At 60.4% G+C, this 13,292-nt stretch carries 13 protein-coding genes and 1 tRNA gene; 3 read left to right on the top strand and 11 right to left on the bottom strand.

Features of this window, described 5'->3' with window-relative positions; all coding sequences use genetic code 11:
- Window positions 1-131: 131 nt before the first annotated feature.
- From AC5YUO_RS13815 to pcsA, 5 genes are all read right to left on the bottom strand, one after another.
- Window positions 132-1,205: a BMP family ABC transporter substrate-binding protein gene (locus AC5YUO_RS13815; protein WP_496153689.1), complete on the bottom strand. Its 1,074-nt coding sequence runs from the start codon at window positions 1,203-1,205 to the stop codon at window positions 132-134.
- 38 nt (window positions 1,206-1,243) lie between these two features.
- The gene (locus AC5YUO_RS13810) at window positions 1,244-2,164 is read right to left on the bottom strand and encodes an ABC transporter permease (RefSeq protein ID WP_496154869.1); all 921 of its coding nucleotides are present in this window, start codon (window positions 2,162-2,164) and stop codon (window positions 1,244-1,246) included.
- Window positions 2,164-3,255: an ABC transporter permease gene (locus AC5YUO_RS13805; RefSeq protein ID WP_496153688.1), complete on the bottom strand. Its 1,092-nt coding sequence runs from the start codon at window positions 3,253-3,255 to the stop codon at window positions 2,164-2,166. Before AC5YUO_RS13805 ends, AC5YUO_RS13810 begins: the two co-directional genes overlap by 1 nt.
- The gene (locus AC5YUO_RS13800; protein ID WP_496154868.1) at window positions 3,245-4,804 is read right to left on the bottom strand and encodes an ABC transporter ATP-binding protein; all 1,560 of its coding nucleotides are present in this window, start codon (window positions 4,802-4,804) and stop codon (window positions 3,245-3,247) included. The genes AC5YUO_RS13805 and AC5YUO_RS13800 overlap by 11 nt, the downstream gene beginning before the upstream one ends.
- A 211-nt stretch (window positions 4,805-5,015) precedes the next feature.
- Window positions 5,016-5,741 (bottom strand): phosphatidylcholine synthase, encoded by a 726-nt coding sequence (pcsA, locus tag AC5YUO_RS13795; protein WP_400816634.1) that lies wholly within the window; start codon window positions 5,739-5,741, stop codon window positions 5,016-5,018.
- A 209-nt stretch (window positions 5,742-5,950) separates the two neighbouring features.
- Here pcsA and AC5YUO_RS13790 point away from each other — a divergent pair, with 209 nt between their 5' ends.
- Complete coding sequence (locus AC5YUO_RS13790; protein ID WP_496153687.1) at window positions 5,951-7,159, top strand: UbiH/UbiF family hydroxylase; 1,209 nt, start codon at window positions 5,951-5,953, stop codon at window positions 7,157-7,159.
- Here AC5YUO_RS13790 and AC5YUO_RS13785 read toward each other — a convergent pair.
- Window positions 7,152-8,081 carry an AEC family transporter gene (locus AC5YUO_RS13785; protein ID WP_496153686.1) on the bottom strand — a complete coding sequence of 310 codons (930 nt, stop codon included), beginning with the start codon at window positions 8,079-8,081 and terminating at the stop codon, window positions 7,152-7,154. The genes AC5YUO_RS13790 and AC5YUO_RS13785 overlap by 8 nt on opposite strands.
- 34 nt (window positions 8,082-8,115) lie before the next feature.
- Window positions 8,116-8,862: a cytochrome c biogenesis CcdA family protein gene (locus AC5YUO_RS13780; protein WP_496153685.1), complete on the bottom strand. Its 747-nt coding sequence runs from the start codon at window positions 8,860-8,862 to the stop codon at window positions 8,116-8,118.
- Window positions 8,863-9,143: 281 nt separating this feature from the next.
- Here AC5YUO_RS13780 and AC5YUO_RS13775 point away from each other — a divergent pair.
- Window positions 9,144-9,219: transfer RNA gene (locus tag AC5YUO_RS13775), tRNA-Lys, on the top strand.
- A 216-nt stretch (window positions 9,220-9,435) separates the two neighbouring features.
- Here the strand turns inward: AC5YUO_RS13775 and AC5YUO_RS13770 are convergent.
- From AC5YUO_RS13770 to AC5YUO_RS13755, 4 genes are all read right to left on the bottom strand, one after another.
- Entirely contained in the window at window positions 9,436-10,269 is an 834-nt protein-coding gene (locus AC5YUO_RS13770) for a sugar phosphate isomerase/epimerase family protein (RefSeq protein ID WP_496153684.1), read from the bottom strand.
- Entirely contained in the window at window positions 10,266-11,342 is a 1,077-nt protein-coding gene (locus AC5YUO_RS13765) for a Gfo/Idh/MocA family protein (RefSeq protein WP_496153683.1), read from the bottom strand. The genes AC5YUO_RS13770 and AC5YUO_RS13765 overlap by 4 nt, the downstream gene beginning before the upstream one ends.
- Before the next feature lie 135 nt (window positions 11,343-11,477).
- Window positions 11,478-12,272, bottom strand: a complete 795-nt coding sequence (locus tag AC5YUO_RS13760) for a carbohydrate ABC transporter permease (protein WP_496153682.1) — start codon at window positions 12,270-12,272, stop codon at window positions 11,478-11,480.
- An 82-nt stretch (window positions 12,273-12,354) separates the two neighbouring features.
- The gene (locus AC5YUO_RS13755; protein WP_496153681.1) at window positions 12,355-12,825 is read right to left on the bottom strand and encodes a carbohydrate ABC transporter permease; all 471 of its coding nucleotides are present in this window, start codon (window positions 12,823-12,825) and stop codon (window positions 12,355-12,357) included.
- On the opposite strand from AC5YUO_RS13755, the gene AC5YUO_RS13750 reads away from it, so the two are divergent.
- Window positions 12,716-13,009, top strand: a complete 294-nt coding sequence (locus AC5YUO_RS13750) for a hypothetical protein (protein WP_496154902.1) — start codon at window positions 12,716-12,718, stop codon at window positions 13,007-13,009. The two genes, AC5YUO_RS13755 and AC5YUO_RS13750, sit on opposite strands and share 110 nt — an antisense overlap.
- Window positions 13,010-13,292 lie beyond the last annotated feature (283 nt).

Genomic DNA, 13,292 nt, shown 5'->3' with positions numbered 1-13,292 from the left:
TATAGTGAAAAACATCAAGTCGCGTGAAAAGCAAAGGCAAACTTCGTCCACAGCGTAAAACGGGTAAAAATAAGCAAGGCCGCACATGAATTCATGTGCGGCCTGTCATCAATAATGGAAGAGAATCCGCATTATTGCGGCAGCTTGTCGTCCACGCCGGCCACGTAGAAGTTGAGGCCGAGCAGAACCTTGTCTTCAGCCTTCTCACCGGCCTTCAGCCATTCGGAGCCGTCCTGCTTCTTCACCGGGCCGGTGAAGGGGTGCAGCTCGCCCGACTTGATCTTGGCTTCGGTTTCCTCGGCCATTTTCTTCACGTCGTCGGGCATGTTGGTGTAGGGCGCCATGGTCAGGATGCCGTCCTTCAGGCCGTCCCATACGGATTCGGACTTCCAGGTGCCGTCGAGAAGCGCCTGCGTGCGCTTGATGTAATAGGCGCCCCAGGTGTCCTTGATGGCGGTCAGCTGCGTCTGCGGGCCGGCGGCGATCATGTCGGAGGCCTGGCCGAAGGCCTTGATGCCGCGTTCGGCCGCAACCTGCATCGGCGCCGTCGTGTCGGTGTGCTGCGTCAGGATATCGACGCCCTGATCGATCAGCGCCTTGGCGGCATCGGCTTCCTTGCCGGGGTCGAACCAGGTATTGGCCCATACGACCTTGAGCTTGAAGTCCGGGTTCACCGACTGCGCGCCGAGAACGAAGGCATCGATGCCCATCACAACTTCCGGGATCGGGAAGGAAGCGATGTAACCGGCGAGACCCTTCTTCGACATCTTCGCGGCGATCTGGCCCTGAATGTAACGGCCTTCGTAGAAGCGCGAATTGTAGGTCGCGACGTTTTCAGCCGTCTTGAAGCCGGTGGCGTGTTCGAACTTCACCTTGGGGAACTTCTGGGCGACCTTCACGGTCGCATCCATGAAGCCGAAGGAGGTGGTGAACACCAGTTCGCAGCCCGAGCGGGCCATTCGCTCGATGGCGCGTTCGGCATCCGGGCCTTCCGGAACGCTTTCGAGGAACGGCGTCTCGATCTTGTCGCCGAAATGCGCCTGCAGTTCCTGACGGCCGATATCATGCGCCTGTGTCCAGCCGCCATCGGTCTTTGAACCGACATAGATGAAGCAGACCTTCTTGGCGTCGGCGGCCTCAGCCGAGGAAACGACGCCGCCGAGCGCCGCGACGGAGGCGGCAAGTGCGATGACAAGTTTTTTCATTTTTACCCCTGTTGGTTTGGAGACGTGAGGATTGTTCTTCACCTGTCCGGCACGAAGGATTTGCCCAAAGATGCCGGTGTGTTGATCAAGGTCGTGCGGCGATTATGCGAGATGATGACCAGCACGACAATAGTTGCAAGGTAAGGTAGCGCCGAAAGCAATTGCGACGGCACACCGATGCCGAAGGCCTGCGCATGCAATTGGCCGATGGTGACGGCGCCGAACAGATAACCGCCCGCCAGCAGGCGCCACGGACGCCAGGAGGCGAAGACAACGAGCGCCAAGGCAATCCAGCCGCGCCCGGCCGACATGTTTTCCACCCATTGCGGCGTATAGACCAGCGACAGCTGCGCCCCCGCAAGACCGGCACAGGCGCCGCCGAACATGACCGCCAGATAGCGCGTGCGGATGACGTTGATGCCAAGCGCATGGGCCGAAGCGTGATTGTCACCGATGGCGCGGATTTTCAGGCCCGTGCGGCTTTTGAACAGGAACCAGCTGATGCCGAACACCAGCGCGATGGACATGTAGAAGATCAGATCCTGCCGGAACAGCAATGGCCCGATGAAGGGGATTTCCGACAGCACGGGGAAGACAATCGGCTGCAGCTTGATGCCCGGCAGGCCGACGAAACTTTCGCCCAGCATGCCGGAGACGCCAAGCCCGAGAATGGTGAGCGCCAGACCCGTCGCCACCTGGTTGGTGACGAGCGTCAGCGTCAGGAACCCGAAAAGCAGCGAAAAAATCGCGCCGGAAGCGATACCGGCCAGAATGCCGAGATAGGGCGACCCCGTCATATGCGCGGTGGCGAAGGCGCAGACCGCACCCATGATCATCATGCCCTCGACGCCGAGATTGAGTACGCCCGAACGCTCCGCCACAAGCTCGCCCGAAGCGGCAATGACAAGTGGCGTGGCAGCGGTGATGACGGTGAGGAGGATGGCCTGAAGCATATCCATCATGCCGCTCCTTCTTTGCGATGTGTCCTGCCGGTAAAGACAACCCGGATGCGATAGAAGATCAGCGTGTCGCAGGACAGGACGAAGAACAGCATCAGCCCCTGAAACACCCGCGTCACCTTGTCGGAGACACCAATGGAGAGCTGCGCCGCCTCGCCGCCGAGATAGGTCAGCGCCAGCACCAGTCCGGAAAGGATGATGCCGAGCGGATTGAGGCGGCCGAGAAAGGCGACGATGATGGCGGTGAAACCATAACCCGGCGAAATGCTGGGCTGGAGATGGCCGATGGAACCGGAGGCTTCCGAAATGCCCGCAAGCCCGGCCAGCGCGCCCGATAGCAGCAGCGAAAACCACACCATGCGGCTCGATGAGAAACCGGCAAAACGCCCCGCCCGTGCCGATTGGCCAAGCACGGTGACCTCAAAGCCCTTCAGCATGTAGCGCATCATGAACCACAGCGCGATGGCGGCGACGATGGCGAACACGAAACCCCAATGCGCCCGGCCCGAGGCCAGCATTTCCGGCAAAACCGCGCTATCGTTGAAGGGCTTGGTCTGCGGGAAGTTGTAACCGCCCGGATCGCGCCAGATGCCGCGCGTCAGCCAGTCGAGGAAAAGCTGCGCGACATAGACCAGCATCAGGCTGACGAGGATTTCATTGGTGTTGAATTTCGTCTTCAACAGCGCCGGAATACCGGCATAAAGCGCGCCGCCAACGGCGCCCATCACCATCATCAGCGGCAGGATGAGCGGCGAGTGCCAGTCGGGATAAAGCACCGGCAGGATGGAACCGGTGATCGCGCCGATGGTGAATTGCCCCTCCGCCCCGATATTCCAGTTGTTGGAGCGATAACAGATCGACAGGCCGACGCCGATCAAAATCAGCGGTGCGGCCTTGATCGCCAGCTCATGCAGCGACCAGACCTCAAGGAGCGGCTCGACAAAAAAGGCGTAAAGCGCATGCGCCGGATTTTTGCCGAGCATGGCGAACATGATGGCGCCGACCAGCAGCGTCAAAACCAGCGCCAGAAGCGGCGAAAGCAGGGTGAAAAGCTTCGAGACCCCCGCGCGTTTTTCAAGCTCAATGCGCATGCTGGGCGGCTCCCGAATGTGACGTGTGAATGCCGCCCATCAAAAGGCCGATCTTTTCGAGTGTCATCTCTTCCACCGGATGGGCCTCGGAAAGCTTGCCGTCGGAAATGACGGCGATATTGGTGGCGACCTCGAAGATTTCATCGAGATCCTGACTGATGACGATGACGGCCGAGCCGGCCCTGGCAAGATCGACCAGCGCCTGACGGATGCGGCTTGCGGCACCCGCATCCACACCCCAGGTCGGCTGGTTGACAACAAGCACGGAAGGCTGGCGATCAAGCTCGCGCCCGACGATGAATTTCTGCAGATTGCCGCCCGAAAGCGAACCCGCCAGCGGATCGGCCCCGCTCTTGCGCACATCCATGGTTTCCGAAATACGCCGCGCCGCCGCCTTGATAACCGACCCCCTGACGATACGCAGGAAACCGCCGGTTAGAAACGCCTTGCGGTCGGACCGCGCCCGCGCCAAGAGCAGATTGTCGGAAAGGCTCATGGCGGGAACCGCCGCATGGCCATGGCGCTCTTCCGGCACGAAACCCGCGCCCATCAGCCGGCGGCCATTGATGCCGATACGACCGACCGGTTTGCCGCGCAGATGGATCGCGTCGTTATTATAGACGGGATATTCGCCCGAAAGCGCATCGAACAGCTCGCCCTGCCCGTTGCCGGCCACACCGGCAATCGCCAGTACCTCGCCCGCGCGCACCTGCATGGAAATCGATTTCAGCGCCACGGCAAAAGGCGTGCGCGGCGCAACCGAAAGCCCCATGACCTCGATCTGCGGCGCGCCGAGCGCTTCGCCCGTGGCCCGCGAAACGCTTGCGACATCGCTGCCGACCATCATGCGCGCCAAAGATGCCGGCGTTTCCCTGCGCGGATCGCAGGCGCCCGTCACCTTGCCATGCCGCAGAACGGTGGCACGGTCGCAGATGCGCTGCACCTCTTCGAGGCGATGACTGATATAAAGCACCGAACGCCCTTCGGCCTTCAGCTTTGCCAGCGTCTCGAACAGCTTGTCAGCCTCCTGCGGGGTCAAAACCGAGGTCGGCTCATCGAGAATGATAAGGCGCGGGTTCTGCAACAGGGCACGAACGATCTCGATGCGCTGGCGCTCGCCGACCGAAAGATCGGCCACATGCGCATTGGGGTCGAGCGGCAGGCCATAGGCCCGCGACAGCGTTTCCGCTTGCCCGGCGATTTCCTTCAATGAAATTTTCGGATCGAGCGACAGCGCGATATTTTCAGCAACCGTCAGCGCTTCGAACAGCGAAAAATGCTGGAAGACCATGCCGATGCCCAGCCTGCGGGCCTCGCTTGGCGAGCCCACGGAAACCGGCTGGCCCTGCCAGATGATCTCACCCTCCGTCGGCGAAAGCACACCGAACAGCATCTTGACGAGCGTGGATTTTCCCGCGCCGTTTTCCCCCAGAAGCGCATGGATTTCGCCGGGCGCAATATCGAGATCGATGCCGTTGCAGGCGGCGAAATTGCCGAACAGCTTGGTCAGCTTGCGAACGGACAGGAGAGGCACGGCCTCCGGCGCCAAAGTTCCAGTCACGAGTTCCCTCTCTCACCGACCGCCGCGCCTTCTTCGAAGCGTTTCCAGCGATCGTGGTCATTGTTCCCAATCGGACGCCAATGCGTATGCAATCTCATCCAATCAAGACTTATTGATAACTGTTTTGCTGCTGCGCACAACTGAAAAAGACGTTGCTTAAATGCAATTTGCACAAGCAATAAACGACTTTACCTTTTTCTCATTTCGCGCCGAGCGACGGGAAAAACTGCAAGATTCCCCCGATGCAATAAAGATAGATGCCGCTCGCCACAAAGCCAATCACCGCCCATGTCGGCGTCTGGAAATGCATCAGCAGCGCATAACCGCCAAGTGCGCACCAGATGGCCACGACGAGGAGATTGAGCGGCCGCAGCCGCTTCACCCGCACCGGATGCAGAAAATTGATCGGCAAAAAGGTCAGGAACACCGAAACCGTCACCACCGTCATGGCCGTGGTCGCGCTGGCATCCATCACGAACAGGGTGAAAATCACCATGTTCCACACCACAGGGAAGCCGGAGAAGAAATATTCATCCGTCTTCATGCCCATGTCGGCGTAATAGATCGCGCTGGACACCACGATCATGCCGGCCGCCACAAAGGACCAGGGTTCGCCGATCATGCCGCTCTGGTAGAGCGCAAAGGCTGGCAAAAGCACATAGGTGACGTAATCGATGATATTGTCGAGCGTATCGCCGGACCAGTTGGGCAGAACGTCCTTCACCCTGACCTTGCGGGCGATGGGACCGTCAATGCCATCCACCAGAAGTGCCAACCCCAGCCACCAGAACATGTCAACGAAGCGATGTTCTGAAGCGGCGACGACACCGAGAAACGCGAGGAACGAGCCGGAGGCTGTCAGAATATGAACGGAAAAGGCGCGGATTTCCGCGTAGGGAACACGCTTGTAGTTGAAAATTTTCATGGTCAGCGTCTGCGCCCCGCTTTTCATCCGCCCTGTTCATTCCGGTATGCGGCCATTCACCACGCTTTGCAACCGGCTCAATCCGCTTATCCTAGGACTAATATAGCGGTACAACCAACGAATCTTCGCGACCCTATGTTCCGGACCCGAAGTGGATTTGCCCGTGCAAAGGCACTATGATGGTCTGGAAATAACAACGGATCAGGACCATGAGACACTTCGATATCGCCATCACCGGTGCGGGACTTGCAGGCCAGATCGCGGCCATCGCGCTGGCGCGGGCTGGCCGCCATGTGGCGCTTGTCGCGCCCTCAAGCGAAAAGAAGGACCGGCGTACGACCGCGCTGATGGACCAGTCGATCCGTTTCATGGACCGCCTCGGCCTCTGGTCGCGCATCGCGCCTTCGGCCGCACGCCTTTCCACCATGCAGATCATCGACGGCACCGACCGGCTGCTGCGCGCACCGACCGTGCAGTTCCGCTCCTCCGAAATCGGGCTCGACGCCTTCGGCTGGAATATTCCGAACGAAGCGCTGCTCGGCGTTCTCGGGCAAGCGGTGGAGCAGGAACACAATATTACCCGCCTCGACACGACGGCCGAGACGATCGACATCGGCAACGACCGCGTGACCGTGACGCTTGCGGACGGCGAAACCCTCTCGGCCGATTTCCTCATCGGTGCGGATGGCCGCAAATCGATGGTGCGGGATGCGGCCAACATCGGCGTCAAATCCTGGTCCTATCCGCAGACCGCCATCGTCCTGAACTTCGGCCATAGCCGGTCACATGGCAATGTCTCGACGGAATTCCACACCCCCACCGGCCCTTTCACCCAGGTTCCCCTGCCCGGCAACCGCTCCAGCCTCGTCTGGGTCGTTACCCCGCAACAGGCAGAAGAATTGACGGCACTGCCGCTGGAGGCGCTGAGCCTCCGGATCGAGGAGCGCATGCAATCCATGCTCGGCGCGGTAACCGTCGAGGACAGCGTTCAGGCCTGGCCGCTTTCCTCCATGACCGCACATCGCTTCGGCAAGGGCCGCGTGGCCTTGATCGGCGAGGCGGCGCATGGTTTTCCGCCCATCGGCGCGCAGGGGCTGAATCTCAGCCTGCGCGACATCATCGCCCTGACGGAACTGCTCGGCGCCGTCTCGGACCGGCCGATTGCGGCCGACGCCGGCGAGCGCTTCGACCGCAGGCGACGCGCGGATGTCTATAGCCGCACGCTGAGCGTCGATCTCCTGAACCGGTCGCTGCTTTCCGACCTCCTGCCGGTGCAGATGGCGCGCGCGGCCGGCCTGCATGTCCTCTCCGGCATCGGCACGCTCAGAAGCATGGTCATGCGCGAAGGCATCGAACCGGGCCGTGGACTGAAGGCCCTGCCCTCCCTGCTGTTCGGCAGCTTCAAAAAGGCTAGATGAAATAGACCACGCCCGTCAGCGTGAAGACCGACAGCACCGTCGAAATCAGGATCGTGGCCGACGCCCGCTCCTGCCAGACGTGGTATTGCTGGCCAATGACAAAGACATTCGTCGCGGTCGGCAAGGCAGCCAGCAGCACCGCGGAATAAATCCATATCGGCTCGAATCGACCGAGCGACGACAGCAACAAATAAGCCGCAAGCGGATGCAGGATCAGCTTGGCCGGCACGATATAACTGATTTCCATGGGCACCCGTTTCATTGGCCTGAGGGCCAGCGTCACGCCCATGGCAAACAGCGCGCAGGGCGCCGCCGATTGCGCCAGATAATCCACCAGCCGCTGCACAGCCTCCGGCGGCTGCCATGACAGCGAGGCAGCGAGAAAACCGGCGATGACAGATACGATGAACGGATGGGTGATGACCTTGCGCGCCACATCCAGCGCAAGCCTTGAGGCAGAACGCTTGTCACCGCCCGCAACCGCCATCATCGCCGGCGCGACGATGAAATGGGCGGCGTTTTCAAGGCAGACGATCAGCGCCACCGGCACCGCCGCCTTTTCGCCAAGTGCGAGAAGCGCAAGGCCCGGTCCCATATAGCCGATATTGCCGTAACTTGCCGCAAAGCTCTGGATCGCGGTTTCGGCGAGGCTGTTTTTCCGCACGAACCGGCCGATCAGGAACACCAGCAGGAATATCCCATAGGTGCAGGCGAGACTGGCAGCGACGAAATCCATACGCGCCAGCTCTTCCACCGGCGTTTTCGAGACAAGCTTGAAAAACAGCGCCGGAAGTGCGGCATAGATGATGAAGGTATTCAGCCAGCCCATCGCCTCGACCGGCTGCTTCGTGATGCGCGCCGCGCCGTAACCGATGAAGATCAGGCCGAAAAACGGCAACAGCAATCCCACGATATCGGCCACGATCATTCCCCTCGCCTGTAATGTCCGGGGAGGCTTAACCGATTTTCATCAGGATCGGAAAGGTCTCCTGGAACCAGATCGCCACATTGGTGATGAAACCGGACATGAAAGCGAGACCGGTCAGCACCAGCAAAACGCCGAGCAGCTTTTCCACGAGGCCGAGATGGCGGCGGAAACGCACGAGGAAACGCATGAAGGAACCGGAAAAAGCCGCGGCAATCCAGAACGGCACGGCAAGACCAAGAGAATAGACCGCAAGCAGCGCCGCACCGTCGCCAACCGTATCCCGCGAGGCGGCGACGCCGAGGATCGCCCCCAGAACCGGGCCGATGCAGGGCGTCCAGCCGAAGGCGAAGGCAAGGCCCATGACATAGGCCCCGGAAAGCGTGGCCGGCTTGCCCCCGCCCTGAAAGCGCGCCTCGCGCGAAAACAGCCCGATGCGGAACACGCCGAGGAAGTTGAGGCCCATCAGAATGATGATGAAACCGCCGATCTTGGCGAGAATGTCGAGATTCTGGCGCAGAAGCGTGCCGATTGTCGAGGCACCTGCCCCCAGCGCCACGAAGACCGTGGCAAAACCGAGCGTGAAGAAGAAGGCCGAAAACAGCACGGCCCTGCGAATCTCCGGCCGCGGCGCGGTATCTTCCGTCCTGAACTGCTCAACCGAAACACCCGCCATATAACAGAGATAGGGCGGCACCAGCGGCAGGACGCAGGGCGACAGAAATGAAAGAGCGCCGGCCAGAAGCGCACTGAACAGGGAAATATCGGCAATCGACAAGAAGAACTCCGCATCCCGCAAAGCCGCCGCGATTCCTCGGATTCGCCGCCACTTCACGCTTCATTTTCATGCATGTCATTGCTGCAAAAGGATTTCACCCGTTCGGCCGACATGTCTGAAGCCGGTTTTATCCCCAGCCGCCCCCTCTCTCCAATCACCTTTTCGGGGGTGCGACAAAAAAAACCGGATTGATTGTCGAAACCGCTTTTTTTGGGTTGACCGAACGGATCGCTCTACCTATGTTCCGCGCACTTCCGAAGGGCAGCCAAGCCCAGACACGGGAGAGCGTAGCTCAGCCGGTAGAGCAACTGACTTTTAATCAGTAGGTCCAGGGTTCGAATCCCTGCGCTCTCACCAACGGAAACAAGCACTTACCGTTGAAAATCAGCCCAAAACCGGTAGAACTGTCCTCGCAAATATCTCGCCATTGATCAGGCAAGTGAGAGGTGGTGGCGACGGGCGTTATCCGACATGCCGCGTCGGGCGTTGTCGGCATCAATCCCAAGGCCCCCATAGTCCCGCAATCGCAGAAACTGGACCCGTCCGCTCGATTTTGGCGCAACCCCGTCGAAATTATATCGCTATGCCCAGCGATCTGCCGGTATTCCTGAGATGATCGCGCGCCTCGGGATAATCGCCATCGGCAAGGTGCTCCAGCATGATGGGGATGCCGGTTCCGTCGAGCAGGCTGAGATAGGTCCGGTAATCCAGATTGCCGCGGCCGGGAATCACCTCGCTCAAATGCAGCGACAGCTTGTCGCCCAGAACGATGTCCTTGCCGTGAGAGCTGATGATATAGGGGCCGAGAAGCTCGAAACAGCGTTTGATGAGGCTGGCATTGTCATAATAAAGGCGTGGCGAGACGATCAGATTGACCGGATCGAGATGGGCGGCGAAGGCCGGCCGGTCGATGGCCTTGATGAGCGCCAGCAGGATTTCCGGACTGTCCGGCAGCTCCCATTGCATCATTTCGAGGCAGAATTTGGCGCGTTTCGGTTTGACGTCATCAATGATCTCGCGGGCGCATTCGACGAATTCGTCGAAACCCTTTTGCGTGAGATTGTCGGGATGCGGCTCGTAATTGCCGCCCGGCTGCATGGAGCCGATATAGGTGATCGCACAGCGCGCGCCCACCTCGTCGGCGACGGCCAGCCGCTCCTTGACATAGGTTCTGTTGGCCTTGCGCACCTCCGGCTCCGGCGGCACCACGTTGCGCCAGGCCGCAACCTCGGCGATTTCGACATCATTTGCCGCGAAAGCATCGCGGATCGCCGCGATGCGATCCCCGTCGCCAACGTCCACCGCCGGACAATAGGCCGCGCTATAGCCGAAATCGACATGTGCGCGTGCGATTTCCAGGGGGTCGTCCGATGTGACCGGAACCCCGTATCCACCCAATCTGATCATTGTCCAACATACTCGTCGCTAGAGGGAAGTTTCTGTCCGAGACGTTCGATCAACGAACCGTCGGGGATCTCCTTGAGCGGCAGGTCGACCCTGCGGTGACCGATTGCCGAGAGATAGAGCGCCATCACCGCCTCGAAGCCGTGATAGCTGATCTCGCCGTCGCAGGGGTGAACGGCAATCACGCCATCCAGCCAGTCGGCCAGATCGCGAATATAGAGCGGCTGCTCGTAGGACGGATTGAAAAAACCGTCGCCGCTCAAGATTTCGCCCATGCTCGATTTCGTCACCGCCTGCCAGCCATTGCCGGTCGTGACGCGCGCATAACCATGGGTGCCGTGGATGGTGAGAGCGCTGTCGGTCCAGAATTTGATGTGGCCGACAGGATTGTCGCCCGGCACGAAATGCGGCGCATGCGCACCGCATTCAATGACGCCGCGCACGCCGTTTTCAAACTCCATGCTGCCGATGACGTAATCGGCGGAAGGATGCGTGTCGGTCAGCTTGCCCGTGCCGATCGCCTGGCCGACCACCCATTTCACCCGCGAGCGATTGTTGAACCACAACATATAATCCATGATGTGGGTGCCGAGCTGGCTGAGCCATGCCCGCGCCGTCGCGTGAATCTTGGTGATCTCGCCGATCTCGCCGGCACCGACCAGTTCCTTCACTTTCTGCCAGGCCGCGCCATATTTCTGCTGATGCGAAACGATGAGCCGGATACCGGCCGCACGGCAGCGGTCGAAGATTTCCCTTGCCTCCGGCAATTCCGTCGCGACGGGTTTTTCGAAGGCGATGACCTTGACGCCGTGCTTGATCCCGAGCTCGATGAGCGACAGGCGAATGCCGGGAAGCGTCGCGAAGCAGAATATATCCGGCTTCTCGGCGGCCAGCATGGTGTCCACGTCGGCATAGACCGTCTTGACGTTGAAACGTTCGGCCAGGGCGTTGGCGCGCCCGGCATCGAGATCGCAGACGGCTTTCAGATCGAAGCGGTCCGCATTGGCCGTGAAGCCTTCGGCATGGTAAGCGCCGCGCGGCCCGCAGCCGGCCAGAACCACGGAATATCTGGACATTATTTATTTCCTCCCATTGGATGTGGCGGCGCATGGCGCAGCCGGATGTGAATAGCCAACCTCCGGACCGGAACGCCCGACAGGGTTTCCGGTCCATCTGATGAACGGATGAAAAGCTGGCGCGGCGGCGCCCGCTTATTTGACGCTGCCGGAGGTAACCCCCGCCACGAAAAACCGCTGCAGCGACAGGAACAGGCAGAGCGGCACGAAAACGGCGATGGCGGCTCCCGCCATGACAAGATGCGGGCTTGAGGCGCTGATGCCGATCATCTGGGCCAGCATGACCGGCAAAGTGTGGTTTTCAGGCCCACCAGCCACCAGCAGGGGCCACAGAAGGCTGTTCCAGTAATACACGAAACAGAGCGCGCCGAGCGTGGCGAGACCCGCTGGCGCCAGCGGCAGATAGACCCGCCACCAGATGCGGAAATAGGACGCCCCGTCGACCCGCGCCGCCTCGAAGATTTCCCGGGGGATGCCGAGAAAATACTGGGTCAGCAGGAAGGTTCCGAAAGCGGTGAAGGTAAAGGGTATGATCATGCCCCAGAGCGACCCCACCAGTCCGAGGTATTGCACCACCTGAAACATGGGAACGAGCACCACCGCCACCGGCAGCATGGATTGGGTGAGCAGCATCACGAAGGTGATGCGGCTGCCGCGAAAGCGCAGCGTCGCGAAGGCGAAACCCGCCATGGAAGCGGTGACAAGCTGGATCAGCGTGACCGCAACCGCCACGAACAGGCTGTTCAGCGCCGCCGGAATGATCGGGTAGTTGCTGACCATCTTCGTGTAGTTGTCCCAGCGGATTCGGCCGGGAATGAGTTCGGGCGGCAGGCGAAAATAGTCGCCTATGCCCTTGATCGATTGCGACGCCATCCACACGAAGGGCACGAGAAACAGCGCCGCCAGCACGATCACGAAAGCATAACGCATCAACTCGACGGATCTGCTTCCGGCTCTTTTTTTCGCCGAATTTCCGGACGGAAAACCGGGTGCGACCTTTCCTGGAAATGCTCTAGACATCCTGCATCCTCCTCTGCGCCCGCAACTGGATGACGGTGACGATCAGCATCAGCACGAACAGCGCCATCGAGGCGCTGGCGCCGCTGCCCACCTCGAAGCGCCGGAAGGTCGACTTGTAGATATACATGCCGATCGTCGTGGTCGAAGTGCCGGGGCCGCCATCCGTCAGCACATAGACCGCCTCGAAGGTCTGCAGCGCGCTGACCGTCTGGGTGATCGCCAGAAACAGCGTCGAGCGGGCGAGAAGCGGCCGCACGACATAAAGGAAGAGCTGCCACCGGCTGGCGCCGTCCAGCCGGGCGGCCTCGATGAGCGACTGATCGATCTGCTGCAGCCCGGCAAGATAGATCAGCATGCACAGGCCCGACATCGACCAGATCATCATGATCGAGACGGCGAATATCGCCTGTGTCGGATATGTCAGCCAAGCCACGGGCGGCAGGCCACGCAAGGCCGATGACATAGTTGATGAGGCCGGTTTCGGTGGCGAACATATTGCCGAAGACAAAGGAAATCGCCACCATCGAGGTTACGATGGGCATGAAGAAAATCGACCGGAACAGGAGTTTGCCGAAGGGAATCCGGTCGAGCGCAAGCGCAAGCGCCAGTCCGATCGCCATCGAGGCCGGGACGCTTATGGCGCATAAAAGCAGGGTCACAAGGACACTCCTCCCCGCAGCGCCGCCGGAAAACAGGTCTATCCAGTTGTCCAACCCGACGAATTGCGGCGTGGAGATGAAGTCCCAGCGATAAAAACTGAGCACGAATGTCGCAAAGGCCGGTATCAGCGTAAAGATCAGGAAAGGAACGACCGAGGGCAACAGGAAGAGCCAGGCTGACAGCTCCTCCCTGACCGAGCGTTTCAATCCGGATGACGCCACCGGAGACACGGTATCGACTGCGGTAATCACTGCCATTGTCCCCACCTCT

It is taken from the genome of Agrobacterium sp. LEGMi-208b, from assembly GCF_059511785.1.
Note: the sequence above shows the minus strand (reverse complement) of the source record. Positions and strands in the feature narration are given on the sequence as shown.